This is a genomic window from Micromonospora sp. NPDC049204 (assembly GCF_040647935.1).
Taxonomy (GTDB): domain Bacteria; phylum Actinomycetota; class Actinomycetes; order Mycobacteriales; family Micromonosporaceae; genus Micromonospora.
Genome location: NZ_JBEZDC010000014.1, coordinates 120,228 through 146,746, shown reverse-complemented (window position 1 = coordinate 146,746; position 26,519 = coordinate 120,228). Strand labels below are relative to the sequence as shown.

Here is a 26,519-nt window from a genome sequence, read left to right as displayed (position 1 = left end):
CCCGGCGGGTGTCACAGCTCGGTGAGCAGGCGGTGGAGGCGGAGCGCGAGCTGTATCTCCAGTGCCCGTGAGGGGCGCTGCCAGGTCGAGCCGAGCAGCCGTGTCACCCGCTCCAGCCGCCGGGTGACGGTGTTCGGGTGCATGTGCAGCAGTTTCGCCGCGTTGGTCGGGCTGCGCCCGGACTGGAAGTACGCGTCGAGCGTTCGGCCCAGGTCGCCGTTGCGGTGCCGGTCGTAGTCCAGGATCGGCTGGAGCGTGGTGTCGATGAACTGGTCGATGCCCTCCCGTCCGGCCAGCAGCATGGGCAGGAAACCGAGCTCCTGCACGGATACGCCACGGCCGCCCAGGTCCATCAGGATCATGATTTCCAGGCAGCGCAGGGCCTGCCGGTACCGTGCGGCCACGCCTACGGGGCCGGAACTGGGGTTGGAGGCGGCTGCCGTCACCGGCCGGCCGAAGAGCGATCGCGACTCGTCGGCGGCCGTTCGGGCGACCTCGGCCGGGTCGGTGTCTCCCGGCAGGAGCAGCACGATGTCGCCGTCGTGCATGGCGGACAGCCCACCGCTACGGGCGGCGAATGCCGCGCTCCACACCGACGCCCAGTGCGGGCTGACGCCGTCCGGACGCAGGACCACCACGACGTACGGCCGGTCCAGGTGGACGTCGAGCCTGCGGGCCTGTTCCACGAGTGTGTCGGCGGGCTTCGGCGAGGTGATCATTTCATTGAGCAGTGCCCGCCGGGCCTGACTCTCCATGCTGTCGTCGAGTTGCCGCAGGATGACCGCCGCCGCCTGGCCGATCAGGAGCAGTAGCTGGTGATCGGGCTCGCCCGGCGCTTTGTCGATCTCGACGAGCAGGCTTCCCATTCGCCGGTCACCGGCCAGTACCGGGACCACCCAGGAACGCACGTCGTGGGTGATCGGATCCCGGCCGGAGGTGGCCGGACCAGGGAGCGCCTCGGTGCGGTCGCCGCGTCCCGCCGTGGGGCGGCTCGCGGCAACCACGAGGCCGTCGGCGGTGCACAGACGCACCGATCCGCCGATCCGCCGGTCCGCCTCGTCGACGAAAGCCTGCGCGTCACCCCTAGCGACGGCCAGGTCGATGAAGCCGTAGTGCACCGAGCGCAGAGCCTGTAGCCGGTCCAGGTCGGCGGCCGCGCGGGCGGACTGCTGCTCGAGCCCATAGAGCCGGGCGATCGCGAGGTCGAGCAGTTGCGTCTTTTCCATCGCCGCGCCGGCCAGCCGGGCGAACGAGGTCAGCTGGATGCGCTCGCTGACGATGATCGCCCGGGGCCGCCGGTCGCTGAGGTACAGCGCGGTGACCGAACGGCGGGGGGCGGATCCATGAACGCGGCCGAGTCGTACGGCGATCACCGGGTGCAACGGTTCCTCGCGGGGATCGCGCGGGCCGACCAAGGGCTGTCCGGCGGCCCCCCGGGCATCGTCCGAGAGGCACCAGAGAGACGAGCCGTCGAGCAGCGCCGCAGCGGACGGGTGGTTCCCCGGCAGGCGCAGTTCGCTGCCCATGCCGGAGCCGTCCACCGCGCGTACGGTGATCGCGGGCCCCTCCTCGGACACGACGGCGACGAATGCGACAGGTGCGTCGAGCAGCCGCCGCCCCTGACGGGCGATGTCCTGGAGCAGGGTTCCCTCGTCCTGCGGTGGGACGAGGCCCTGCACCTGGTCGGCAACTCCGTCCGGCTCAGCGACGTGTACGAATCCGTAACGTGGGTGGGCCGACAGCAGCGGTTCTGCAAGCACGGTGGTGCCTTGGTCGATCTTCGTAGACATGACTCTCCCCGTGTCCATAGTCGCGTCCCGGGCGTTGGCGCGCGGCACCTCCCGACGATGCCGAGCGGGTGTGCATGTCACATCACCCATCGTCACGCCGCGCACTTGGATCGCTACCCGAGATCCAGGCTAGAGCGTCGGACGGCGCGAAGAATATGGCGTGAATCAAGTAATTCGCCGGTCGGCGCGAGCGACGGTGGCGACCTGATGGATCAGCTTCGAACGCTTTGACCCCCCCGGAAGTCGTTACCGACGATTCTCCCCATGGCCCAAACCGAGACCACCACGCCACTGTTCGAAGCACAGGCGGAACTCATCGTCGAAGCCACCCCGACCGAGGTGTACGCGCTCGTCAGCGACCTTCCCCGCAGCCGGGAGTGGAGTCCCGAGTGCACCGGAGGCGAGTGGATCAGCGGCACCCCCGGTACGCCCGGCGCGGTGTTCCGCGGGCACAACCTGCGCGGCGAGGACGTCGTCTCCTGGGCGCCGGTCGTTCGCGGCACCTGGACCACCGAGGCGGAGATCCACACGGCCGTCCCCGGCACGGAGTTCAGCTGGGCGATGCGAGACAGCCAGGGCCGTGCCCAGACGAGCGTGTGGGCCTTCCGGATGATCCGGGAGCCGAACGGCTGCCGGCTCGTGCACCACTTCCGGATGGATACGCCCACCGAGGGAATCCGGAAGATCACCCAGGACATGGGCGACGACGAGCGCCGGCGGTTCATCACCGAATGGGGCGCCAAGGTCGGCGCCGACCTGCACGAGACGCTGCGCCGCATCAGGGCGATCGTCGAGAGCGAGCGGTAGGAGTCCTGACATGTTTCTACAGAGAATCGCCAACCGAGGCATCCAATTGGGCACGCTCTTCGAGCGAGCCGCGGCCGCCCACCCGGGCACCGACATCACCCTCGACCACGACCTCGACGTGGCGCCGGAGCTGGGGCGGCGGATCACCGTCGGTGCCATCGCCGACCTGATCGCCGACCTCGCCTCCCGGCTGCACGCCGCGGGGGTGCGGCCCACGGACCGCGTGGTGGTGTACAAGTCTCACAATTTCGACATCACGCTGACCGCATGCGCGCTGGCCCGGATCGGCGCCGTGCCGGTGCTGCTCTCTCCCCAGCTCGACGGCGCCACGGTCCTTCAGCTGATCCGTCGCGCCGGCCGGCCATACCTGCTGACCGACCGCGCCAAGCTCGAGCACGAGCTGCCGGAGCCGGTCTTCACCGAGACCGCCGGGGTGCTGCTCGCAGCCGGCGAGCATCCCCGTACCACCGCCCTGCGGGCGCTCACCGGCGTGCCGGAGGTCGCTCCGATCATCATGGCGCCGGACCAGCCCACCCTGATCACCCACACCTCGGGCACCACCGGCATACCGAAGCTCGCCGTCCACACCAGCCGGACGCTCCAGGCGCGCTACCGACCGCAGGCGTCGATCGCCGCGCTGGTCCGGCGCCGCTGCCCGGTGGCCATTCACGTCTCCTTCGTGCACTCCCGGCTGTTCACCGCGCTGGCGATCACCCTGTTGCGGGGGTTTCCGCTGATCGTGCTGGCCGACAACGACCCGGACCGCGCCGCGGATCTGTTCGCGGCCCACCGGCCGGGCGTGCTGGAGACCCATCCCAACTCGTTCCTGCGCTGGGAGCGGTTGGCGGACGACCCTCGTCGGCCGCTCGCCGCGGTGCGCTACTTCAGCAGCACGTTCGATGCCATCCATCCACGGACCGTGCGGCGGATGCTCGCGGCGTCCGCGTATCCGAATCCGGTCTTCGGTCAGTTGTACGGGCAAAGCGAGGTCGGTCCGGTGGCTGCCCGCGCCTTCACCCGCAAGCGGCCGGAGGGCGCCGACGGGCGCTGCGTCGGCATGCCGTTCCCCGGCATGACCGACGTGCGGGTGGTGAGCCGGGACGGGCGCCGCCCCACCTCCGAGAATCCCGGCTACATCGAGGTGCGTACCGACGGGCGCATCGTGACCTACCTCGGCGAGCAGGAGCGGTACGAGGGTCAGCGTCACGGATCGTGGTGGCGGATGGGCGACCTGGGCTACCGGACCCGGTGGGGTTGCCTGCACCTGCTGGACCGTGAGGTGGACGAGATCGACGGGTTCGGCAGCACGCTCGCGGTCGAGGACACCCTCTTCACCCAACTCGACGAACTCGTCGAAGTGATCATCCTGCCGGCTCCGCAAGGGCCACCGGTCCCGGTGATCTGCACTGACGGGGACCGCCCGCTCGACATCGCCCGCTGGGCCGCCGCGGTCGCCACCCTGCCTGCCATGGCACCGCCCGTGCAGTGGCGTCTGCAGGACCTCCCGGAGACCGCCACCACCAAGATCAAGCGGCTGGAGCTGGCCCGACAGCTGCTCGACCGGGGCAGCGCGGCGAAATGAGCACGCGAGCGCCCGTACGTGTCCTGGTCGCCGGAGGCGGCATCGGCGGGCTCGCCGTCGCCCTCGCGGTGGCGGCACACGGACATCACGTGACGGTCCTGGAACGCCAGCCGGAGTTCACCGAGCTGGGCGCGGGTATCCAGCTGGCGCCCAACGGCCTGTACGCGCTGGACGTGCTGGGCCTGGGCCCGCAGGTCCGGGCGAGCGCCGTCGCGATGTCCGAGCTGCGGTTCATGGACGGAGTGAGTGGCGAGCACGTCACCAGCATGCCGCTGACCGAGGAGTACGAGCGTCGATTCGGCAGCCCGTACGTGGTGGTCCATCGCGCAGAGCTGCACCGCCAGCTGCTCGACGCCTGCCGAGGGCGGCCCCGGATAACCCTGCGCCCCAACGCGTCCGTCGCCGGGTACACACAGTCGGCGGCCGGCGCCACCGTCCATCTGGATTCCCGCGAACAGCTGCCGGCCGACGTGATCATCGGAGCCGACGGCATCCATTCCCGGATCCGCCGTCAGATGATCGACGACGGCGAGCCGCGTAACTCCGGCATCACCGCATACCGCGCCATCGTCCCCATGGACCGGGTTCCCGCCCGGGTACGCCGGGACGCCGTCACCTGGTGGGCCGGCCCGGACTGCCACTTCGTGCACTACCCGATCAGCGGCGGTGCCTACCTCAACATGGCGGCCAGCCACTTCAACGGTGCGTCGACGCTGATCGCCGGCCGTCCGACCGAGGGCGCCCTGGTGCGGGCCGCGATGTCCCAGCTTCCTGCGGTCCGCGACCTGCTGAGCCTGAGCGACGACTGGCGTGCCTGGGTGCTGGTCGACCGGCCACCGATCGACGGCTGGACCGACGGCCGGGTCGCCCTGCTCGGCGACGCCGCGCACCCCATGCTGCACTACGCCGCGCAGGGGGCCTGCCAGGCCCTGGAGGACGCGGTGGTACTCGGCGACCTGCTCGGCCACGGCGTCGAGCCGGTGAGCCGGGTGCTCCTCGAGTACGCCGCTGCGCGACGGGAGCGAACCTCGGCGGTACAGGGCATCTCCCGCGACAGCATCCGGCTCTGGCACGCTGCCGGCGACGCCGCGTCGGCCCGCAACCGCGCACTCGCCGCGATGGCGCCGGAGCAGCTGCACGACACGGTGGCCTGGATGCACGGGGCTCGGGTAGCCGCCCGACGACCGAGTGAAGCCATGCGATGACCCGTACCGGTCATCTGGAGATCTGTGTCGTCGGCGCCGGACCGCGCGGCCTGTCCGTCCTGGAACGACTCTGTGCCCAGGAACGCCACGATCGGGCCTGCGCCAGCATCACCGTGCACGTGGTGGATCCCGCCGTCCCTGGTTCCGGCGCGGTGTGGCGCACGGACCAGTCACGGCTGCTGCTCACCAATACGGTCGCCTCGCAGATCACCGTCTACACCGACCCGAGTTCTCGGCTGGGCGGCCCGATCGAGCCTGGACCCAGCCTCTACGAGTGGGCGAAGAGCGTGGCGCTGCTCGGCCCGCTCGGCGGGCACGACCAGGCCATCCTCGACGAGGCCCGGGAACTCGGCCCCGACGACTATCCCAGCCGGGCGTTCTACGGCCATTACCTGCGGGACAATTTCCGTCGGGTCGTCGCGAACGCGCCGCCGCACATGTCGGTGCGCTGTCACCGTTCCCGGGCGGTGGCGATCGCCGACACCTCGGGCGTCACCGGCGGCCCGCAGGGCGTACGCATGGCCGACGGCACCCGGCTGCACCACCTGGACGCCGTCGTGCTCACCCTGGGTCACGTGGCCTCCCGGCTGGATCCCCGGCAGGCCCGCGCCGCGAGCCTGTCCCGGATCCACGGGCTGACCTACCTGCCCCCAGCCAGTCCGGCCGACGTCGATCTGGATCACATCGTCGCGGGTGAGCCGGTGCTGTTGCGGGGGCTCGGGCTGACCTTCTTCGATTTTATGATCCTGCTGACGGTGGGTCGGGGGGGAACGTTCGACCGGGCCGACCGGCGCCTGCGGTACCGACCGAGCGGGGCCGAGCCGATGCTGTACGCCAGTTCGCGGCGCGGAGTGCCGGCGCACGCCCGCGGCGACAACCAGAAGGGGGTGTCCGGCCGGTACCTGCCCCGGCTGCTGACCGCGGAGGCGGTGGCGCAGTTGCGAGCGCGTCGTGCGCGCGGCGAGTCGATCCGGTTCCGGCGGGACCTGTGGCCACTGATCGCCACTGAGGTGGAGAGCGTCTACTACGCGACGTGGCTGCGCCGGGCGGGGTCGGTCGACCAGGCCGATTCCTTCGTGGAGCGCTACCTGGCCGCGCCGCGAGGGCGGCACGCGGCTCTGCTCGACGAGTGCCAGGTACCGACGGTGGACCGCTGGGACTGGGATCGGCTGGCCCATCCGTACCGTGATCGCACCTTCGGCAATCGGGACGAGTTCCGGGCCTGGCTCATCGAGTACCTGGTTCGCGACGTGGCCGAGGCGCACGCGGGCAATGTTCATGGGCCGCTGAAGGCCGCTCTGGACGTTCTTCGTGATCTGCGCAACGAAATCCGCCTGGCGGTCGATCACGGCGGCATCGACGGCGACTCCTACCGCGACGAGCTGACCGGGTGGTACACGCCGCTCAACGCGTTCCTGTCGATCGGTCCACCGGCTCGGCGCGTCGAGGAGATGGTCGCGCTGATCGAGGCGGGTGTCCTGGAGCTGACCGGGCCCGGTACCCAGATCGTCATCGACACGCAGACGCCGGCGTTCGTCGCGACGTCGCGGGTGGTGCCCGGGCCGCCGGTGCGTGCCGGAGTTCTCATCGAGGCGCGACTACCCGAGGCGGATCTGTCCGGCACCGCCGAGCCGTTGCTGCGCCACATGCTCGACACCGAGCAATGCCGGCCGTACCGGATCCCGTACGGCAACGGAGGCAGACATGAAACAGGAGGACTGGCCGTGACCGAACGTCCCTACCGGGTCATCGACGCCCAGGACCAGGCCCACCCTCGCCGGTTCGCGTTCGGTGTGCCCACCGAGTCGGTGCACTGGGTCACCGCGGCCGGCGTCCGGCCCGGCGTCGACTCGGTGATCCTGGCCGATGCCGACGCGATCGCGTCGGAACTCAGGTCACTGCCGCCAGTGGGGCCCACGGTGACCGACCGTGACGCCTCGGGGGTCGCCGGCATCCACGGGGTGATCGTGTGATGGGCAACGTGGACGTGGCAGTAGACAGCGGGCTGCTGTCGCCGGTGCGCGCCGGCACGAGGGTCGAGCAGGTCGTCGGGGACCGGGCCTGGCTGCAGGCCATGCTGGACGCCGAGGCGGCGCTGGCCCGGGCGCAGGCCCGGTTGGGCACCATGCCGCTGCAGGCCGCCGCGGTGATCACCCGTACTGCCCGGGCCGAGCTCTTTGACCTCCGGGAGATCGCGCTGGCCGCCCGGGACACCGCGAATCCGGTGGTGGCCCTCGTCAGCCGACTCACCCGAGCCGTCGCGGAGCTCGACCCCGCATCCGCCGAGTACGTTCATCGGGGCTCCACCAGCCAGGACATCTTGGACACTGCGGCGATGATGGTCGCACACCACGCACTGGGCGTGGTGGACGGCCATCTCGGCGAGGCCGCCGACGCCTTCGCCGAGCTGGCCCTCGTTCACCGCGACGTGCCGATGGCCGGGCGCACGCTGGCCCTGCACGCCGCGCCCACGACATTCGGGCTGAAGGCGGCGGGCTGGCACCAGTTGCTGGTGGACGCGCGTGTCCGCCTGCGTCGGGTACGGGACGAGGGCCTGCCCGTGTCGCTGGGCGGGGCGGCCGGTACCTTGGCCGGCTATCTCGAGTACGCGGCGCTGGACGGCGTCACCGAGCCCGGTCCCGAGTACGTGGACGGCCTGGTGGTGGCGTTCGCGGAGGAGACTGGGCTGAGCCGGCCGGCGCTGCCGTGGCACACGCTGCGTACTCCGTTGGCGGACCTCGCCGCGGTGCTCGCCTTCGTGGCCGGCGCTCTGGGCAAGATCGCGGTCGACGTGCTCTCGCTCGCCCGCAGCGAGGTGGGAGAGGTGGCGGAGCCTGCGGCCAGCGGTCGAGGTGCCTCCTCGGCAATGCCGCACAAGCGGAATCCGGTCTTCGCCACGCTGATCCGCAGCGCCGCTCTCCAGGTGGCGCCGATGGCGGCCGGACTCACCCAGGCGCTGGTCAGTGAGGACGAGCGGTCCGCCGGGGTGTGGCATGCCGAGTGGTTGTTGCTGCGCGAGTGCCTGCGGCTGACCGGCGGTGCCGCCGAGACGGCCGTGACACTGGCACGAGGGCTGGTCGTCCACCCGGACCGGATGGCTGCCAACCTCACGATCACTCGCGGCCAGCTCACCTCCGAGCGGATCGCCGCCCAGCTCTCCCGTACGGTCGGCCGGGACCGGATCAAGGAGGTGCTGACCCGGGCCTCCGCGGAAGCGGAGGCCACCCTGCGTAGCCTGTTCGACGTTCTGGCGGAAACACCGGAACTGCGGGACCGTTACACCGCCGAAGACCTGGCTCGGATCGGCGATCCGACCCGGTATCTCGGCGCGGCGGGCCACTTGGTGGACGGGGTGCTCGGCGACCGGCCGGGCCCTAACGGAGCACGGTGATGAGCTGGTCGGGCCCGCCATACGGCTCGTCCAGACCCGGACGCGCACCTACCTGGTGCTGATGAACGCCGAAAACCACAGGCGATTGGGAGTGGCCGACCGGCCCATCACGGAATGAGCAGCGCCTTACCCGGGATCGACCGAGCCTCCATCGCACGGTGAGCGTCGGCTGCCATGGACAGCGGATATTCCTGTGCGATGACCGGACGTACCCGTCCCGCCGCGGCGTCGGTCAGAGCCTTGCCTGCGAGCCGCACCATGTCCGGCGCCTCGAACTGAACGTCCGCGATACCACGCACCACAATGCCGCGGGAGCCGGTGCTCTGTTGGTCCGTTGTGGCGAAGTCACCGCTCGCCGCCCCATGCGACGACACGCGTCCGCCGTCGGCCACCAGATGGAATGCCTGCGTGCCTAGAGCGCCCCCGACGCCGTCCAGCAGCACGTCGACCGGTAGGCCGCCGAACGCGGCACGTACCGCGTCGGTCCAGTTGTCCTCGGTGTAGTCGACGACAGCGTCGGCGCCGAGCCGCCGCACCAGCGCGAGCTTGACCGCGCCACGGGCAGCCCCGACGACCTGTGCACCAAGCTGGTGCACAAGCTGGACCAGCAGCGTTCCCATGCCGCCCGCGGCTCCCAGGATCAGTACCCGGTCGCCCGGCTTGACTCCAACTCCGTCGATGATGCCGGTGGCGGTGACGCCGTCGTGCGCAAGAGCAGCCGCGGCCCGCAGGTCCAGGCCGTCGGGGACCGGCACCAGCCGGTCCGTGCCGGTGCGGATCAGCTCGGCATAGGATCCCCGCGTTCCGGGGCCGGCAACGACTCGTCGGCCTAGCCAGGATTCGGGGACGCCCGAACCGGTGGAGACCACCGTTCCCGCTGCTGCGCCGCCGGGTACATACGGCAGAGTGACACCGAACACCTCGCCCCAACCACCCCGGATCTGGGTTTCGAGATAGATGGTGTCGATAGCCTCGGCCCGTACGACAACCTCGCCGGTCCCTGCTTGCGGGTCGGGCAGGTCTACCGGCGCCAGTACCGCCGGACCGCCGTACCTGGTTACCTGAATCGCACGCATGTGTTTGCCCCTGATCCGTCTGGCCCGCCGGTGCCGGACCGCCGTTGACAATTTCTGTTGGCGACGTTAGAACTTCAACATTGGTTGAAGTCAACCGGAAGGCGAGATGGACTGATGGCATCGTTCACCGTCGGAGACGTCGCCCGGGACAGCGGTGTAAGCAGTTCGGCGGTCCGGTTCTACGAGGCTCGTGGCCTGATCACCGCCATCCGTACCAGCGGCAACCAGCGCCGGTTCGATGACCACGCCGCCTGCCGGGTGAGAGTTGCTCAGGTCGCCCAGCGGATCGGGCTCAGCATCAACGAGATCGCGACCCTGCTGGGGACCCTTGGCCCGAGTCCGACGATCGATGACTGGAAGCGGCTCCACACGGAACTGACCGCCGAAGCCCACAGACGTATTGCCGAACTTCACCAGACACTCGACGACATCAGTTCCCACCGAAAACTCTGCGAGCTGTGACCGGCGGGAGGACCGGCGATCGGCGCGACCACGATCGGGCCGAGTGAGTCGCCGTATGTCGGACCCTATTGCGGTGGGGGCTTGGGGAAGGAGTGCGGGGAATGTGTTCAGGGGTTCCCCGCACTCCTCCCGAGGAAGGGTCAGACTCTGGCCGCTTCCTCAACCTCGGCCGGGGGTGCCGAGGTGGTCTTTGGTGCCCGACGTCCGGGCATCCACCAGTTGGCGTTGCCGCACAGTTCCATCACCGCTGGGACGAGGATCATCCGGATGATCGTGGCGTCGACGAGCACGGCGACAGCCATGCCGAGACCGATCTGCTTGACCGAGACGTCGGGGCCGAGCAGGGCGGTCGTGAAGACGGCGATCATGATGGCGGCGGCGGCGGTGATGACCTTGGCGGTCCGTGCCAAGCCGCGCGTGACGGCCCTGCGGGTGTCGCCGGTGGCCTCGTACTCCTCCCGGATCCGCGAGATCAGGAAGACCTCGTAGTCCATCGACAGGCCGAACAGGAGCGGGAACATCATCATCGGCACCCAGGTCGTGATCGGCATCTCGGTGGGGAACCCGAGGACCGAGCCGAGCCATCCCCACTGCACGACCGCGACCAGCACGCCATAGGCCGCGCCGATCGACAGCAGGTTCATCACCGCGGCCTGCAGCGCGATCGTGACCGACCGGACCAGCAGGAGCAGCAGCACCAGGGACAGCACGATGACGACCCCGATCATCAGGGGCAGTCGTGAGCTGGTGTCCTCCGCGTAGTCGATCGCGCCGGCGTTCGGGCCGCCGAGGTAGACGTCCTCGCCGCCTGGCGTCGCGGGCAGCACGTCGTCGCGCAGCTTGTGCACCAGGTCCGCGGTCGCCTCGTCCTGGTACCCGGTCTTGGGGAACGCCATGAAGATGGCGGCCTGCCCGTCCTCGCTGATCCGTGGTGGAGTCGAGTAGGCGATGCCGTCGGTGTTCCGGACCGCCTCGACGACGGGGCTCAGGTCGGCGTCGCGGGAGTCGACCGCAGCGGCGAAGATGAAGGGTGCGCCGTATCCGGGGCCGAAGCCCTCCGAGAGGATCTCGTACGAGGTGTAGCTGCTCCGGTCACGGGGCTGGACGCTGGCGTCGGGCAGGCTCAGCCGCATCGACAGCGCGGGTGCGGCCAGCACCAGCAGGATCGCGGTGGCCAGGACCGCGGCGATGAGTGGCTTGCGCTGCACCACGCCGGCCCAGCGCTCGGCGGGCGTGGAGCGCTCCCGCGCCGGCATGCCGGTTCCCGCCGTCCGGCGGGCCGTCCGACGGGGGAGGCTCAGCGAGTTGATCTTGAGGCCGGTGAAGCCCAGGAGCGCCGGCAGTAGGGTGACCGCGGCGCTCATCGTCACCAGCACGGTCGTCGACGCGCCGATCGCCACGCCGATCATCATCTTCTGGCCCATGGCGACCAGGCCCAGCAGCGCGATCACCACGGTCGTGCCGGCGAAAAGAACCGCGTGACCCGCGGTGGTGATGGCCTTGACCGTGGCGCTCTCGGGATCGTCGCCCTCCTGCAGGCTGTCCTTGTAGCGGGTCAGGATAAACAGTGCGTAGTCGATTCCGACGCCGAGTCCGATCAGGACGGCCACGATCACCGTGAAGTCGGGCGAGGGGATCAGGTGCCCCGCGAGCTGCATCAGGGCTATGCCGCCGATTACCGCCAGCAGTGCGGTTATGAGGGGCAGGCCCATCGCCACCAGCGACCCGAAGGCGATGAACAGGATCACCGCTGCCGCCAGGATGCCCACCGCTTCGGCCGTGCCTTGCGGGGGCGTCTCCGCCTCCTCGGCCTTCTCGCCGCCCAGCCCCAGCGTCACCCCGTCGGCGGATGCGTCCTTGACGGTGTCCACCAGAGGCTTGACCTCGGACATCGAAACGTCCACATTGGTCAGCGGAATGGTCGTCCTGGCGATACGACGATCCGCCGTCACGAGGTTCTGGTCCTCGTACGGCGAGATCACCGGCCCGGTGATGGGCGAGGCGGCCAGGTCGGCGAGGACCTTCTCGATCTTCTGCCGAGCGGCGGGGTCGTCGATCCCCTTGTCCGCCTTGATCGCGAGCGTGAGCGTGTCGCCCTGCTGGTCGGGGAAGTGCTTCTCGATCAGGGCCTGGGCCTGGGCGGAGTGGGAGTCCCCGCCGGAGAACGAATTGTCGGAGGGAGCGCCGTAGCTGAAGCCGAGGAACGCCACGGCGACGACGCCGACGATCCAGCTCAGGAGCACCAGTCGACGACGCCGATAACAGAACCGGGCCAGTCCCGCCAGAGCTCCATCAGTACGTGGACTCTCGGTAGGCATCAGCTTCTCCTCATAGTTATTTAGCTTGCAGTGCAATACTCGTGTTCGGGGGTGCCCGCGTCGAGATGCAGATGAAGGCACTTTTCGGGCCGCGCTACCACGGGCGCGGTACTCCATCCGCAGTACAGCTCGTCGGCATTCGCCGTCGTCGGGAGGGGACAGATTCCGACAGTCGACGCATTTGCGGCTCTATGTCGCATTCGATGCTTTGAGCATTACCGCTGGTGGTGATCCGGCGAGGGCTTTCAACTGGCTGCAACTGTCGTCAAAATCGGTCAATGCGTATTAACTGAGCCGCAATTTCAGGATATTGACGCGCCGGACCGCTCGGAAATACCGGACCGGTCCGGCGATCGGAGTGTCTGTTGTCTCCGCATCGATGTCGTGATGCTCAGGTGTCCTGGTAGACGGCTCGGGCGATCGTCAATCTCGCGCCGATTCACCGCGACCTGAGGCGGCATACGGCGCAGCGCTTGCGCGATCGCGCAATTTTGTACGACGCACGAGGTGTGTCGATGCTCGACCGCTACCCTCCGGTAGCGCACGAATTCCGCGCGTCGGGTGCTTCGATTGGACGAGCCATGGTGACCATTCCGACCCGGCAGTCGCTCGATCCGGTCGACGGGCGCTGCGTCTGGTAGGTGTGGTGCGGCGGCCCACGGTGACTGTGCGTTCGATCAGGAACACCTGGGGCGATGCGCGGTAGGCGAGGCCGGCGGGGACGGGCTGCACCCCCCGCTGGTGCGCAGCCGCAACGGCCTTGGTCGCCCGCACACCTCGGTGGACAGCCCCGCCGCTGATCTACGGCGCCAGAGTGCCGGCGGCAACGTAGACCTACCCGCGAGGGGGTCGCCGTGTCCCTGTCAGCGGTCCACCAGCTCCGCCCGACTCGGCGACACGCCTCCATCACCTGCACGACAAGGGGTAGTAAGTCAGGTCGGGACGGGCGAGCGATGCCCCGGCTGAAGGTGAGCGAAAGAGTAGCGGGGAGTAATGCCGTTGACGTTACTGCTCAGTTTGGTCCGATATTGGTCGCGGCTGCCCGAATGGCCACGACTTACCCCTGATGCCTGGTGGTCGGGGGTGCGGCCCAAACATGATCCATGAGCGCCATTGTTTGTGGTAGCGTGATCGTGACCTATCGATTTAAAGGTCTTCATTCAGGTGCGTGCGCATAATCTCGGGGGGATTATGACAACGGGACCGAAACTAAAGAACCAGAGGTCAGACGCGGTTCTGGCCGCCGTGTGTGTCACCAACGGGTTGGTGCCGAGGCCGCCGGGCGAGGATGCCGACGAGCGGGTCTTGCGGTACATCCTCGGGGCCGCCTTGGACCATGAGTTGATCGACTTCGCCGCCGGTGCGGGAGGGAATCCCCAGCTACTCGCCGAGCTGGCGCTCGGGCTTGCCGAGGAGGGGCTTGTTCGGGAAGTCAGTGGCGGTCGGGGAGTTAATGGCACGTTGAAACTGGTTTCGCGGCGGACTCCCCGTCGCGTCCTGGAATTTGTGGTGTGCCGACTGAATGACCTGAGTGCGAACTGTCAGCAGTTCCTGAAGGTGGCAGCGGTATTGGGGAAATCCTTCAGGCTGGAGGATGTGGCAGGATTGCTGGACAGATCTTCAGGAACATTGCTCTCTCCCTTGGATGAGGCAATGGCATCAGGATTCGTCGTCGCCGCCGAGCACCAACTTGCGTTTCAGAGCGATTTTGTTCTGCAGGCGATCATCGAGTCCATCCCCGCCCCCGCACGTGACGCCCTGCGGCGGGAGGCGATGAGTCTTTCCAGGAGACGTACCCCGGCGTACGGTCAGCGGCTATGGCTGGCCGAGCGGCCGAGCGAATCGTCCGGCACGGTCAAGGACGAAGCCGGCGGGGCGTGCTCCCGGGCGCACAGCCTGATTATGAACGGGGACGCGGCAGCCGGAGTCCGTGCGGCGGAGCGTGTTCTCGCCAGTCCGGGCATCTCTTTGGCCGCTCGGCTCGACGCGGAGGCGTCTCTTATTCTGGGTTACCACCTGCTCGGCAGGGCAGAAGCCGAGATCGCCTCCGAGCGGATCCTGCGGGAGCGAGGGGCCGGGCCGGGCGATATCGCCGCGGCGATGGCGCTGACGGCACGATCCAATGTGCTGTGGCGTACGGGGCGGTTGGCCGAGGGCCTCAAGCTCGGTCGCAACGCGGTTCGCCTCAGCGAGCATGCTCATCCGGTCTGGTGTCTTCATTCTCAACTCGCTCTGGCCGGGAAACTTGTGAGCCTTCGCGAGTTCGACGCGGCCGAGACGCTGATCGATGACGCCGAGGCCGGGCTGCGCGGACTGCCCGTACCGGTCTGGACGGCAGCGTGTGCGGCCATGCGGGCCCGGCTGTTCCTCCAGTCCGGGCGTATCGGAGACGCGCGTCGGGAGGCGGCGCTGGCGATCGCCGCGGAGGAGCGGGACGCCGTTCCCATGCTCGGACCCCTTGCCTACTCGGTGCTCAGTACCGCCTCGTTCTACATGGAGGACCTGCCCGCAGCCATCGAGTACCTGCAGCGGGCGCATACCGCCGCGGCGAACCAGGTGGTGCTCGACTCCGTGCAGTATGCCTGGGCCGAGATGCTCATCGCGGTCAAGAAGGAAGGACCCTGGGAGGGGGCCCAGCTACTGTCCGGCAAGTACAGCCATCTGCCGACGCAGCGGAGCCTGTACATCGAGGTTCCGAGTGCCGCTGCCTTCCTGGTGCTTCTCGCGCGAGACGTGGGCGACAGCGACCTTGAGTACAGCGTTCTCCGGACGGTCGACGGTCTGGCGGAGGACAATCCGGATTTCCCGATCATTGGATTGACCGCCATGCATGCAAACGCATTGGCGAACAGTGCCCCGGCCGCGCTCGCGCTCATCATCGTGCAGTCGCCGGATCCGATCTCAGTGGCCCTGGCGACCGAGGAACTCGCCAAGCTCTATGCGGCCAAAGCGCCGGCGGGGGCACGGGCGGTCGCGTCGACCCACTCCGAAGAGGGCAATTCGCGGCTTGCCACCCGCTGGTCCGCTCTTTCCGACATGGAGCAACGCATCGCCTATCTGGTGAGCGTGGGCTTGACGAATCGGCAGATCGCCAAACAGGTGCATCTGTCGGCGCACACGGTGAACTACCACCTCCGCAAGGTCTACAAGAAGTTGGACATCAACACCCGTGTCGAGTTGGCGAACGCGGCCGCGATGTACTCGAGCAGAGCGGCAATCTATTCGATGGACGAGGAGAAATGGGGCTCCGGCCGCGCCGACGGTCGGGCCGGCTGATAGTCGGAAGAATCGCAGAGGACCATTTGTCGGCTCCGCCGGCTGATCTGATCAGCCGGCGGACTGGCCCTACCGGGTACCACCTGATCGCTGTGCCGAGACCCTGGGTGGGACTGCCTCGTGGGCGATGAAATGCCTGGTCAGTTCGACGCGGCTGTTGATCTTTAGCTTCGAGAACACCCGCCGGAGATGGCTGTCGACGGTGTGCGGTGACAGGAACAGTGCGCTCGCCGCCTCCCGGTTGGTCCGGCCGTCGATGATCGCCCGGATGACGCGAAGCTCTGCGCTCGTCAGGCTTTCCCAGCCCGACTTGGGCCGCTCGGCATCCAGCCGACGGACATTGTGCGCGTCGAGATGACGCAGTTTCTCCCGCACCCGGTCCACGTCACCCTGCGCACCGCATTCCAGATAGAGATCTACGGCGGAGGTGAGTAGCCGGGCCGCTCGGGCCTTGTTCCGCAGGCTCTGCTCCACCCGCGCCGCGTGCTCGAGCGCGGTCGCCGCCGCCAGCGGACGTCCGGCTAATCGGTGAATATCCGCGGCGCGGTGCAGAGCGACCGGGTCGTTGCGCAGGACGCCCTCGGCGTGCTCGGCGCCCCCCGCCAGCGACTGCACCACCGGATTGCGCTGGGCGATCCGCCGGGCGAACTCGGCCGCCCGTTCGGCCTCCGAGCCGAGGCCCGCCCGCTTGGCCTGAACAACGAGCGTCGCCGCAGCCGTCGGAGCTTCGATGAAGAGCAGGGGGTCGGGTACGACGTGCCCCTCGCTGTTGCTCAGGATCTGGACTGTCATCGCTGGACGCCCACTGACCGCGTGGAACTGCGCGAGCGCCCAGTTCAGCCGAGCCTTGTCGGCTGTCGCGTCACCGGTCATCAACCGTTCGGTCATGCGCAGCTGGGTACTGGCGGTGGCGAGATCACCCTGATGCATGCTGATGTGGGCCAGCACGAGGCGCGCGGGTACGGAGTCTGCCGACGCCGACCGCTCGGCCGGACGAAGCGCGGCCTCGGCCTCGAGCCGCGCTTCCTCGAGTCGACCTGCCGCAACCAGGAGTTCGGCGCGGTGGCCGTGCCACAGGGACTCCGACCAGGCCGCTCCGAGATTGTCCGCGTCCTGCTCGACGGTGGCGAGGACGGATGTCGCCTCTTCGAACTGATCGGCCGCGAGGAGGGCCCGGACCAGCCACGTCCAGAGCGGGCGCTCAGTGGTCTCGCGGGAGTACGGGGCCGGGGGCTGGGTGCGCCACGGTGCTGTGACACCGCCGGGCACGTCGCTCATGCGGTTCGTGGTGTCCTCGAGCGCCCGATTCAATTTGGCGCGATCCAGCTCACAGACGTCCTGTCGGGCCAGGGTTCGCTGAAGAAGCTCGACAGTCATACCGTGGCTGGCGGCGTCCCGCAGTCCCTGCCCCAGCTCGAGTACGAGGTGCGCTTCGGTCGCCGCCTCGATACCAGGGCGAAGGGCCACGTCCGCGAGACGGCAGGCTTCGGCGCACTCTCCCGCCGTGGCAAGCAGGCGCAGGGCACGTGCCAGCGTTCGTGGCGCTTCGTCAAACGTTCGCTCCAGCTGGGCGATGGCCCGAGCCGCCATGTCGTCGCCACGTCCTCGCTCCCGTGGCAGCGGAAGAGCGGACGGCGTCACGACCGGGGGGAGCGGCACCAGCCACACGGAACGGGCTTTCGCGACGTTGGGTGGGGCAGGGGTGGCCGCGGGAGTGGACACGGTGCCGGGCTCCCGTTCCTGGAACGGGGCGTACTGCAGCGCCTCTCCGATCACCTGCTGCGCGAACGTCAGCTTTGTGCCGTCGCGTCGCATCAGGCCGACCTGTACGGCCTCGTCGGCGCCGCAGGACAGCTCGTGAGCCGGCTCGCCGAGCAAGGTCGCCACCTCCTCGACCGTAAACGTCTGGCCGATCCTCCGGCCGTTGACCAGCAGTCGCCGAACCTCGGGCGACATCTCGTCCAGCAGGCTGGCGACAGCGGTGAAAACGCCTCTGGGCAGACGGTCGGACACCACCGAAGCCGCGCCGTCCGCGATGATCATCTGTCCCGCTTTGGTGAGCGCGCTGAAGACGTTCTCCATCAGCCACGGGTTGCCTCCGCAGCGGGCCGCCCAGCTGAGCATGGATGCGTCCGGTTTGGCGCCGAGGATGCCGGTGCAGAACTCGGTTACCGCCGCGCCGTCGAGCGGCCCCAGGTGAAGCCGCACCGCGACGTGCTCGACCAGCCAGTCGACGGCGTGCTGGGCGAGGGACCGGATGGGAACCGGTCGGCGTGCGAGCAGCCACAGCACCGGTGACGAGGCCAGCGACTGCACGAGCCCCCGCAGGGCCAGGGCGCTGACGTCGTCGAGCCGCTGGGCATCGTCCAGGACGATTGCCACGGGATTTCTGCGCGCGGCGCTCTTGACCAGTTCGCCGACACGATCCATCAACCAGAAGGGGTTCCGGTCCGGGCGGGCCAGCTCATCGAAGTCGACTTCACCCGGTATCACGTGACGCAGGAAGTTGATGAGCAGATGTACGGGGATCGGCTGATCGGTGACGCTCACTCGGCCGGCGACCACGGTCAGGCCGCGCTCGGCCGCCTCCAGGGCCGTGGCCTTCAGCAGGTGGGTCTTGCCGACACCGAACGGCCCGTCGACGATGACGCAACTGCTCGACCCCCGCAGGGTGGCGTCCAGACGGCTACCCAACGAGGACAGTGCGTGCTCACGCCCTACCAGTGAACTCATGCTTACCGCTCCGTGTCTCTCTGGAGAATCGTCCGACGCGTGTCCGGGGCATGGCCGTCATCGCGGTGCCTCGACTGTCCGACCGGACAGTCGAGGCACCTGATGTCGGAAGAGCTAACCCAGTTATACGGGATTTGCGGTGGGACGGCGCAAAGACGTGTATCAGCGTGTACTACTCGCGTGAGTAGTGTGCAGGACGACGCGGCGAGATTACTGTCAGGCGATGCCGACTCGACGTTGAGCCGTGCAGACCGCGGATGCGCTGGTCGCGAAATCGCATTGCCTTCGGGTCGATGCGCGCGTCCGGAACGGAATAGGTCAGAGTTTCCGCGCTTGAACTGACGCGTTCTCAAGGAATTAGTGTGAGATTGGGATGCAGGGGGTGATCGCGTCACGCCACCGGGGATAGCTCGACTGCCGATTCAGGTCCCTTCCGGATGGCCGAGATCCCTTTGCCTTGCATTGTCAAATGGCCTCACCCGAAGACGGACCATCCCATCGGGACTCTGCTCTCGGATGTCCACGAACGCCGCTTCGTGGAAGGCCACGGCATCGACTTCGGAGTCGTCCACGCCGTCTGGCCTCGGCCCTTGGTCACGGGGCTGTCCAAGGAGTGGACCGAAACGAGGAAATGCGTTCTGATCAGGGAAAATAGGCTTGTCGAGAGTCCTGTGCCAGCTGATCCCGCTCTTCGTGGTGGACCCGCGAAACCAGCACAGCGGGATGAGCGGGCGCCGGAGGACCGTGGACCGCGAGGACCGGGGTCATCGCGCGTGCCGGCCCGGACGGAGGCGCCACCTGACCAGGGGATCGATAACCCGTAGGGCGGCGCGACCCGTGCGGCCAGTCGTCACGCGGCGGCTGATCGTCGTACGGACCACAACCACACGCGACGGTCCGCGGCGGCGACGGGCCTGCGCCTGTCCACGATGGACACGTCACTTGCCGCCCGGCGGCAGCGGCGCGGTTTGCGGCGACGCGAAGCCGGCGTGCTCGGCTACAGTGCGCTCATGAGGACTGGACTCTCCGATGTCTGGAACCGGATCAAGAGTTGGATCATCGCGGTTGGCGTGGCGGGAGCGCTGCTGATCACCGCGTTGGCGGGGGAACACTCCACCACGGGCCTCAAACTGCTCGGCTACGCGCTCGTGGTGACGAGCGGCCTGGCGCTGGCGGCCATCAACCGTGCTCCGATTCCCGTCCTGATTTTCACGGGGCTGTGCGTGGTGGGCTACAACGCGATCGGTTTCGCGGTGCCCGCCGTCGCGTACCTGATCGCGGTGTACGCCGCCGTACGGTCTGGGCACCGGATCGACACGCTGGTGGTGAGTGTGGTGGTGATGACCGTTCTTCCGCTCGCGATCATGACCTCCCCCGAGGGTGCTGCGAAGGAACCGATCGCACAGGCCCGCGGTGTCCTCGAATTGGCCTGGCTGATCGCTGCGGCTGCCGCGGGTGAGGCGCTGCGGCAGGCCGAGCGGCGGGCAGACGAGGCCGAGCACACCCGCGAGGAAACCGCGCGGCTGCGCGCGACCCAGGAACGGCTGCACATCGCACGGGAGCTGCACGATTCGCTCACCCACCAGATCTCGATCATCAAGGTGCAGGCCGAAGTCGCGGTCCACCTGGCCCGCAAGCGTGGCGAACAGGTATCGGAGTCCCTGCTGGCCATCCAGGAGGCCGGCCGTGAGGCTACCCGGGAGCTGCGGGCGACCCTGGAGACGCTGCGCGACGTCAGTAAGTCGCCGTCACATGGGCTCGATCACCTTCCGGAACTGCTGGCGGGGGCCCATGGGATCGGCCTGAGCACGACGCTGACGATCGAAGGAGAACGGCAGGACGTGCCGGACGCGGTGGACCGGACCGTCTACCGGATCGTCCAGGAGTCGCTCACCAACACCGCCCGCCACGCCGCCGCTGCAAACGCGTCGATCCGGATCGACTACCTTCCAGACGCCATCGCCATCCGGATCGATGACGACGGAACGGCCAAGCCCAGCTCTGCCCCGGTGCACGGAGTCGGGCTGCTGGGGATGCGCGAACGCGTCACTGCCCTGGGTGGCAGCCTGCGCGCGGAACCGCGTACCGAGGGCGGGTTCACGGTCCAGGCCGAACTCCCGGTGGCGCGAATTTCATGATCCGTGTCCTGTTGGTCGACGACCAGCCGCTCCTTCGCAGCGGCTTCCGCGCGCTTCTCGACGCCGAAGACGACATCGAGGTGGTGGCCGAGGGCGCCAACGGCAGGGAGGGGCTGGCCCTCGCCAGGGAGTACCTGCCCGACCTCGCCCTGATCGACATCCAGATGCCGGTCATGGACGGCATCGAGGCGACCAAGCAGATCGTCGCGGACCCGGACCTGGCCGGGGTGCGAGTGGTCATTCTGACCAACTACGGCTCGGATGAATACGTCTTCAATGCGCTGCGCAGCGGTGCCGCCGGGTTCCTGGTCAAGGACATCGTGCCGGACGACCTCCTGCACGCCGTTCGCGTCGCCGCGCGGGGTGACGCCCTGCTCGCACCGTCGATCACCAGAATGCTGATCGGCCGGTACGTCGCACAGCCGCCCGGCGCGGAGGTCAGCCCGGGGATGGAGGAGCTGACCAACCGCGAACGCGAGGCCGTCGTCCTGGCGGCGCGGGGCCTGTCCAACGATGAGATCGCCGACCACATGGTGATCAGCCCACTGACCGCGAAGACCCATGTCAATCGGGCCATGACGAAGCTCCGGGCTCGCGACCGCGCCCAGCTCGTGGTCTTCGCCTACGAATCCGGCCTGGTGAGTCCCCTGCACCGCTGACCGGTCGGGAGGCCGAATGCAAGTCGGGTCGCGATGCTGCGACGGTGGTATGTGGCTGCTGCGAATGCAGCAGTGCGCCGGGTGCGTACCGCCCCGGCAGTAGATCAATTCGCTCCTTCCGCATGACGACCAGTGACCCCTTCGGTGCCTACGCTGACGCAGGTACCTCTGTTCGGCAGCCGAAGGGATCCTCGATGGGGTTGGCCGGTTTGGTCGTCGGCGTGCCGGCTGTCGCCCGCTCCCGCCGCACCGCCTGACCGGCAACACAGACCCGAACACCCCTGCGGCTCAACCCACCTGAAGGGACTCCCATGCGTAAAGCGTTCGTCGGGCTGGCGGCGTTGTTAATGTTCGCGATTTTCGTGCTGTTCTTCCTGGCCGGCAACGGTGCGTTCAACAGCGCGCCCAATGACGAGGCATTCCGGCCCCACCGCTTGCTGGGCATGGGCACGGTTTTCCTCGCCGTGGTGTTGGCGGTGGTCGCCGCGGTGGGACGGATGCCCGGCCAGATCATCGGCCTCACCGCCCTGGTCGCCGGCCTCGCCATCCTGCAGCCCGTGATCGTGGTCATCTCGAAGGCATTCGGGGACTCGGGAAGCACTACGACCGCCGGACAGCTCGTGTTCGGCCTGCACGCGGTCAACGGGCTGATCATGATGGCCGTGCTCCACACGATCCTGCAGAAGGTGGGAGGCCGTAAGGCGACGACGCCCGCCACCACGGCTGCTGGCTCGGCGCGATCGGTATCATGAGTACGCTCCACTGGATCCTTTTCGACTACGCCGTAGCGCTGCTGGGTGTCGCCTCCTGGCTCGCGGCCGGTGTCACGGCGGCCCTCCGGCGCTATCGGCTCGCGTTCGGCCTGCTCGTCGGAGCGGTCCTGGTGACGCTCGCCCGGGTGGCCACCGTGGCGGCGCTATCCGGCCGGGGCTGGTGGTTCGTGCAGGAGAAGGTGCTGCTGAGCCTTCCCATGCTGGGCGTCGCGGGACTGGCCGCCGTGCTTCTCACCGGACCCTGGTTGCGTACGGCGCGCCGGACCCCCGGCGAGGGTCTGCCCGCCGGCGGCCTCGTCGCGCTGTTCACGGCGGGATACGCCGCGCTGGCCGGCCTGATGGTGACGTTCTTCGCGGGCTTTCCCCTCACCTGGAGCACCGCGCTGATCGCCGTCTCGTTGGTCTGCGCGGGCGCACTCCTGACCATGCGGGTGATCACGACACCGACCGGAGAGCAGACCGACGCCAGTTCCCCGGACAGCGGCCAAGTGCCGGGATCGCGACGTCCCACGGAGCTCTCCCGCCGCAGGTTCCTCGGCGTGGCCGGCGGGGCGGTCGCGGTCGGATCAGGGGTCACCGGTGTCGGTCTGCTGTTCCGGGATCCCGAGGCCGTGGTCACCGGGGGAGGCCCAGCACCTGCCTCCGGGTCCACCGCGACGGTCTCGGTGGCTGACCTGCGAGGGCCCCGCGTCCCGATGCCGGGCGGCGCCACCCGGCAGCACACACTCACCGCCAGGACCGCCAACGTGAGCCTCGCGTCGGGAGGTGAGGTCCACGCGTGGACCTACGATGGCCGGCTGCCCGGCACGGCGATCACCGCGACCGAAGGTGATCTCATCGAGGTGACGCTTCGCAACACCGACATCGACGACGGTGTCACCGTGCATTGGCACGGGTACGACGTGCCGTGCGGCGAGGACGGTGCGCCGGGCGCCACACAGCACGCCGTGAAACCGGGCGGCGAGTTCGTCTACCGGTTCCAGGCCGATCAGGTGGGAACGTACTGGTATCACACGCACCAGGTATCGCACCCCGGAGTGCGCAAGGGGCTGTACGGGACCCTCGTTGTGAGTCCGCGAGAGAGGCAGCCGGCGGAAGAGCTGGACCTGACGCTGCCCGTGCACACCTTCGACGACGTCGCGGTTATCGGGGACCAGGCCGATCGCACCGTCCACACCGCCCGTCCGGGCGCGCTGGTGCGACTGCGAATGATCAACACCGACTCGGATCCGCACTGGTTCGCGCTGACCGACACGCCGTTCCGGGTGGTGGCAGTTGACGGCCGTGATCTCAACCGGCCGGGCGAGGTGCGTGAGGTCGGGCTCCGCATACCCGCCGGTGGGCGGTACGACGCGGTCCTGACCATGCCGGAGACGCCGGTGGCACTCGTGGTCGACAACGGCCACGCCAAGGGCTTGCTGCTGCGCCCGACCGGCTACGCCGGGAAAGATCCGGCCCGGCCGGAGACCTCCGACTGGCCCGAGCTCGACTTGCTGCACTACGGCGAGCCCGCGGTCGTACCGTTCGACACCGACAACGCCGATCGGCATTTCACGCTCGTCCTGGACCGCTCTCTGGCCATGGTCGACGGCCGCCCGGCCTTCGCCCAGACCGTCGACGGTCGCGGGCATCCTTCGGTCCCCGACCAGGTCGTCGCCGAGGGGGACGTCGTCCGCTTCACGGTGGTCAACCGGAGCCTCGAGACTCACCCTTGGCACCTGCACGGCCATTCCGTGCTGGTTCTCTCCAGGGACGGGGAGCGTTCCTCCGGGAGCCCACTCTGGGTGGACACCTTCGATGTGCGGCCGGGAGAGGTCTGGGAGGTGGCGTTCCGCGCCAACAACCCGGGTGTGTGGATGAACCACTGCCACAACCTGCCGCATCAGGAGCAGGGCATGATGCTGCGGCTCGTCTACGACGGTGTGAGTACTCCCTTCGCAGGCGGCGGCCACGCTCACTGACGTGCCGGCCCGAGGGTTGGCGGGCTGTCCTCGCGTGACCGACACCGAGGGCAGCCTGACACCTTCAGTGACGAGGGCGAGCTGCCCCCTGTGCGGTGGCTGCCGGACGCATCGCCCGGCGTTGCCGGACCGGCCGGGGCACCGCATGACCGCCTAGTGCTGACGCGCGCCGACACGTGTATCAGCGGCGGCGGCGCTCTGCGCTTCCTTGAGTAGCGAGACGAGTAGGTCGCTGAGGATCTGCGGGCCGTGCTGGGTGAGGATGGATTCGAGATGGAACTGCACGGATCGGAATCCCGGGCCGCGCAGGGCGTGCACCTCGCCCGTCTCCGGGGTTCGGCTCACCTGCACGGTCTTGCCCTGCCCTCGTGAGATGACGCCGTGTGCGGAACGGGCGGTGTAGGTGTTGTAGAAGCCCACGAGTTCGGACCGGCCAAACAGGTCAACGCGCATCTGGACGCCCTGGTTGGGCACCGTGCGCCGTACGAGGTCGAAGCCCAGCTCGGCGGCGAGGACCTGGTGGCCCAGGCAGATGGACAGGAACGGGACCGCGCCGGCGAGCAGTTCACGGGTGAGCGTGCGGAGCGTGTTCATGCGCGGGTCTGTCATGTCGCTGGGGTCGCCGGGGCCGGGACCGACGATGACGAGGTCGTAGCCCTCCAGTTGCAGCGGACTGTCGTATCGGGTGATCGTGGTCCGGAGGCCGAGGGATCGCAGCTGATGGCCGAGCATTCCCATGAAGGTGTCCTCGTTGTCGACGACCAGGACGCGCCGACCGTCCAACTCCGGTTCCGGGCTCGTCCGGTGTGCCCCGTCGAGCCAGAATCGCGACAGCGTGGAGTTGCGGCTCTGCAACGCCAGCCGGACCCGGGGATGGGTGGACGGCGACGGGTGCGCCCCCGTGACAGCGGGCTCGCCCGCGGCGCCGTCGCCGTCGAGCGTGAGGCCGAGCGCTTCGAGCATGCCCGCGGCCTTGGCCTGCGTCTCGGCGATCTCGGACTCGGGCTTGGAGTCACGGACCAGGGTGGCGCCGACGCCCAGGCGCAGCTTGCCGTTGTTGCCGACCTCGGCGGTGCGGATCATGATCGCTGAGTCGAGCGTGCGGCTGCCCATCGCGTCACGGCCAATCAGTGCGAGAACGCCGCCGTAGTATCCGCGCCCGGTCGTCTCATGTCGGGTGATGACCCGGAAGGCGTTCTCGAGCGGACTGCCGGTGACGGTCGGCGCGAGCAGGGTCTCCCGCAGCACATCGCGTACGTCGAGGTCGCTCTGACCGGTCAAGATATACTCAGAGTGAGTGAGGCGTGCCATCTCTTTGAGAAACGGGCCGTGCACCCGACCGCCGGAGGTGCACATACGCGCCATCATCTTCAGTTCTTCGTCGACGACCATATACAGTTCGTTGGCCTCTTTCGGGTCATTCAGAAACTGCAGTAAACCGGAAATGTCCGGCCCGGTCGAGGGGTGCCGGTAGGTCCCGCTGATGGGGTTCATCGAGATGGTGCCGTCTGCCATGCTGACGTGCCGCTCCGGTGATGCGCCGATGAATGTCCCCGCGCCGGTGTGGAACAGGAACGTCCAGTACGAACCCAGCTCCCCGGTCAGCAGCCGCCGAAAGATCGCCAGCTCCGTGCGGGCCGAACAGTCGTCCAGCCGCGCGGCGAAGGATCGCCTGATGACGAAGTTGGATCCGGCGCCCTGTCCGATCTCATCACCCACCACGCGCTTGACGATCGCCGCGTAGTCCTCGTCGCTGGCGTCGAATCCGGCGTCGGACACGCGTACCTTCTGCTCGGGCAGGCCGGCCAGGGCCTGATCGAGGCTGAGTTCGGCTTGCTCGTGGATCCGCATGGCAAGCAGGGGCGCATGGTCGTCGTGGCAGTCGAACCCACGTTCGGTGACCTGCCGGTACGGGACCGCCACAAGCAGGTCGTGCCGGGCGCCACTCGCCGGGTCACCGGGTAGGGGCAGCTCGGCGAGGCTGCCCACGTCGTGGACGTCGCCGGTCAGGACCTCCACGCGCGCGTCCTTGGCCGGGTCGGGCCGATACAGCAGGGCGAAGGCGCGCCCGTCCTCGCCGAGGCCGGCCAGAACATCCGGGGGTCCGGCCATGCTCGAATGCGTCCCGTCCATATTGCTCCCCTTCGCATGAGATCAGATCACCCCTCTCGATACTGCGGCGGCGAAAGGCGTAGCACATGACGTGACGCCACGATCCCGTATTCCCGGTAACGTGCGGCCGGTATGGCGTGAACAGATGAATGCGGCACCACTACTCGAGCGGGTAGTGGTCGGGCAAATGCATCGCCATTACTGTCGACGACATTGCCGGCTCAACGAGGGCGGTG

Annotated in this window: 16 protein-coding genes; 11 read left to right on the top strand and 5 right to left on the bottom strand. The window is 68.5% G+C overall.

What is annotated here, in order from left to right; genetic code table 11:
• Positions 1-11: 11 nt before the first annotated feature.
• Positions 12-1,790, bottom strand: a complete 1,779-nt coding sequence (locus tag AB0A90_RS24905) for a helix-turn-helix domain-containing protein (protein WP_357252407.1) — start codon at positions 1,788-1,790, stop codon at positions 12-14.
• 264 nt (positions 1,791-2,054) lie between these two features.
• Here AB0A90_RS24905 and AB0A90_RS24900 point away from each other — a divergent pair, with 264 nt between their 5' ends.
• Genes AB0A90_RS24900 through AB0A90_RS24880 form a run of 5 tightly spaced genes read left to right on the top strand, consistent with a single transcriptional unit; the run spans position 2,055 to position 8,775 of the window.
• Complete coding sequence (locus AB0A90_RS24900) at positions 2,055-2,597, top strand: SRPBCC family protein (RefSeq protein WP_357252404.1); 543 nt, start codon at positions 2,055-2,057, stop codon at positions 2,595-2,597.
• A gap of 10 nt (positions 2,598-2,607) precedes the next feature.
• Positions 2,608-4,179, top strand: coding sequence for an AMP-binding protein (locus tag AB0A90_RS24895; RefSeq protein WP_357252401.1), 1,572 nt, complete (start codon positions 2,608-2,610; stop codon positions 4,177-4,179).
• Complete coding sequence (locus tag AB0A90_RS24890; protein ID WP_357252398.1) at positions 4,176-5,384, top strand: FAD-dependent monooxygenase; 1,209 nt, start codon at positions 4,176-4,178, stop codon at positions 5,382-5,384. Before AB0A90_RS24895 ends, AB0A90_RS24890 begins: the two co-directional genes overlap by 4 nt.
• The gene (locus AB0A90_RS24885) at positions 5,381-7,357 is read left to right on the top strand and encodes an FAD/NAD(P)-binding protein (RefSeq protein WP_357252395.1); all 1,977 of its coding nucleotides are present in this window, start codon (positions 5,381-5,383) and stop codon (positions 7,355-7,357) included. Before AB0A90_RS24890 ends, AB0A90_RS24885 begins: the two co-directional genes overlap by 4 nt.
• Complete coding sequence (locus AB0A90_RS24880; protein ID WP_357252392.1) at positions 7,357-8,775, top strand: adenylosuccinate lyase family protein; 1,419 nt, start codon at positions 7,357-7,359, stop codon at positions 8,773-8,775. The genes AB0A90_RS24885 and AB0A90_RS24880 overlap by 1 nt, the downstream gene beginning before the upstream one ends.
• A gap of 107 nt (positions 8,776-8,882) precedes the next feature.
• On the opposite strand, the gene AB0A90_RS24875 is transcribed toward AB0A90_RS24880, so the two are convergent.
• Positions 8,883-9,851 carry a zinc-binding dehydrogenase gene (locus AB0A90_RS24875; RefSeq protein ID WP_357252389.1) on the bottom strand — a complete coding sequence of 323 codons (969 nt, stop codon included), beginning with the start codon at positions 9,849-9,851 and terminating at the stop codon, positions 8,883-8,885.
• A gap of 114 nt (positions 9,852-9,965) precedes the next feature.
• Between AB0A90_RS24875 and AB0A90_RS24870 the strand changes: the two genes are divergently transcribed.
• Positions 9,966-10,313: a MerR family DNA-binding transcriptional regulator gene (locus tag AB0A90_RS24870; protein ID WP_357252386.1), complete on the top strand. Its 348-nt coding sequence runs from the start codon at positions 9,966-9,968 to the stop codon at positions 10,311-10,313.
• A 140-nt stretch (positions 10,314-10,453) separates the two neighbouring features.
• Here the strand turns inward: AB0A90_RS24870 and AB0A90_RS24865 are convergent, their stop codons facing one another.
• The gene (locus tag AB0A90_RS24865) at positions 10,454-12,631 is read right to left on the bottom strand and encodes an MMPL family transporter (RefSeq protein WP_357252383.1); all 2,178 of its coding nucleotides are present in this window, start codon (positions 12,629-12,631) and stop codon (positions 10,454-10,456) included.
• 1,305 nt (positions 12,632-13,936) lie between these two features.
• Here AB0A90_RS24865 and AB0A90_RS24860 point away from each other — a divergent pair.
• Positions 13,937-15,907 (top strand): LuxR C-terminal-related transcriptional regulator, encoded by a 1,971-nt coding sequence (locus tag AB0A90_RS24860; RefSeq protein WP_357252380.1) that lies wholly within the window; start codon positions 13,937-13,939, stop codon positions 15,905-15,907.
• Between the two features lie 69 nt (positions 15,908-15,976).
• On the opposite strand, the gene AB0A90_RS24855 is transcribed toward AB0A90_RS24860, so the two are convergent.
• Entirely contained in the window at positions 15,977-18,640 is a 2,664-nt protein-coding gene (locus tag AB0A90_RS24855) for a BREX system ATP-binding domain-containing protein (RefSeq protein WP_357252377.1), read from the bottom strand.
• A 929-nt stretch (positions 18,641-19,569) separates the two neighbouring features.
• On the opposite strand from AB0A90_RS24855, the gene AB0A90_RS24850 reads away from it, so the two are divergent.
• From AB0A90_RS24850 to AB0A90_RS24835, 4 genes are all read left to right on the top strand, one after another.
• On the top strand, positions 19,570-20,778 hold the full coding sequence (locus tag AB0A90_RS24850) for a histidine kinase (protein WP_357252375.1): 1,209 nt from the start codon (positions 19,570-19,572) through the stop codon (positions 20,776-20,778).
• On the top strand, positions 20,775-21,437 hold the full coding sequence (locus tag AB0A90_RS24845) for a response regulator transcription factor (protein WP_357252372.1): 663 nt from the start codon (positions 20,775-20,777) through the stop codon (positions 21,435-21,437). The genes AB0A90_RS24850 and AB0A90_RS24845 overlap by 4 nt, the downstream gene beginning before the upstream one ends.
• Positions 21,438-21,748: 311 nt before the next feature.
• Complete coding sequence (locus AB0A90_RS24840) at positions 21,749-22,189, top strand: DUF6220 domain-containing protein (RefSeq protein ID WP_357252369.1); 441 nt, start codon at positions 21,749-21,751, stop codon at positions 22,187-22,189.
• Complete coding sequence (locus AB0A90_RS24835; RefSeq protein ID WP_357252365.1) at positions 22,186-24,171, top strand: multicopper oxidase domain-containing protein; 1,986 nt, start codon at positions 22,186-22,188, stop codon at positions 24,169-24,171. The genes AB0A90_RS24840 and AB0A90_RS24835 overlap by 4 nt, the downstream gene beginning before the upstream one ends.
• A 153-nt stretch (positions 24,172-24,324) precedes the next feature.
• Here the strand turns inward: AB0A90_RS24835 and AB0A90_RS24830 are convergent, their stop codons facing one another.
• Positions 24,325-26,304, bottom strand: a complete 1,980-nt coding sequence (locus AB0A90_RS24830; RefSeq protein WP_357252362.1) for an anthranilate synthase family protein — start codon at positions 26,302-26,304, stop codon at positions 24,325-24,327.
• Positions 26,305-26,519 lie beyond the last annotated feature (215 nt).

Excerpts from the sequence above, each read along its gene's own strand:
- AB0A90_RS24905 (WP_357252407.1), bottom strand. The coding sequence starts at position 1,790 with ATGTCTACGAAGATCGACCAAGGCACCACCGTGCTTGCAGAACCGCTG.
- AB0A90_RS24900 (WP_357252404.1), top strand. The coding sequence starts at position 2,055 with ATGGCCCAAACCGAGACCACCACGCCACTGTTCGAAGCACAGGCGGAA.
- AB0A90_RS24895 (WP_357252401.1), top strand. The coding sequence starts at position 2,608 with ATGTTTCTACAGAGAATCGCCAACCGAGGCATCCAATTGGGCACGCTC.
- AB0A90_RS24890 (WP_357252398.1), top strand. The coding sequence starts at position 4,176 with ATGAGCACGCGAGCGCCCGTACGTGTCCTGGTCGCCGGAGGCGGCATC.
- AB0A90_RS24885 (WP_357252395.1), top strand. The coding sequence starts at position 5,381 with ATGACCCGTACCGGTCATCTGGAGATCTGTGTCGTCGGCGCCGGACCG.
- AB0A90_RS24880 (WP_357252392.1), top strand. The coding sequence starts at position 7,357 with ATGGGCAACGTGGACGTGGCAGTAGACAGCGGGCTGCTGTCGCCGGTG.
- AB0A90_RS24875 (WP_357252389.1), bottom strand. The coding sequence starts at position 9,851 with ATGCGTGCGATTCAGGTAACCAGGTACGGCGGTCCGGCGGTACTGGCG.
- AB0A90_RS24870 (WP_357252386.1), top strand. The coding sequence starts at position 9,966 with ATGGCATCGTTCACCGTCGGAGACGTCGCCCGGGACAGCGGTGTAAGC.
- AB0A90_RS24865 (WP_357252383.1), bottom strand. The coding sequence starts at position 12,631 with ATGCCTACCGAGAGTCCACGTACTGATGGAGCTCTGGCGGGACTGGCC.
- AB0A90_RS24855 (WP_357252377.1), bottom strand. The coding sequence starts at position 18,640 with ATGAGTTCACTGGTAGGGCGTGAGCACGCACTGTCCTCGTTGGGTAGC.
- AB0A90_RS24850 (WP_357252375.1), top strand. The coding sequence starts at position 19,570 with ATGGACACGTCACTTGCCGCCCGGCGGCAGCGGCGCGGTTTGCGGCGA.
- AB0A90_RS24845 (WP_357252372.1), top strand. The coding sequence starts at position 20,775 with ATGATCCGTGTCCTGTTGGTCGACGACCAGCCGCTCCTTCGCAGCGGC.
- AB0A90_RS24840 (WP_357252369.1), top strand. The coding sequence starts at position 21,749 with ATGCGTAAAGCGTTCGTCGGGCTGGCGGCGTTGTTAATGTTCGCGATT.
- AB0A90_RS24835 (WP_357252365.1), top strand. The coding sequence starts at position 22,186 with ATGAGTACGCTCCACTGGATCCTTTTCGACTACGCCGTAGCGCTGCTG.
- AB0A90_RS24830 (WP_357252362.1), bottom strand. The coding sequence starts at position 26,304 with ATGGACGGGACGCATTCGAGCATGGCCGGACCCCCGGATGTTCTGGCC.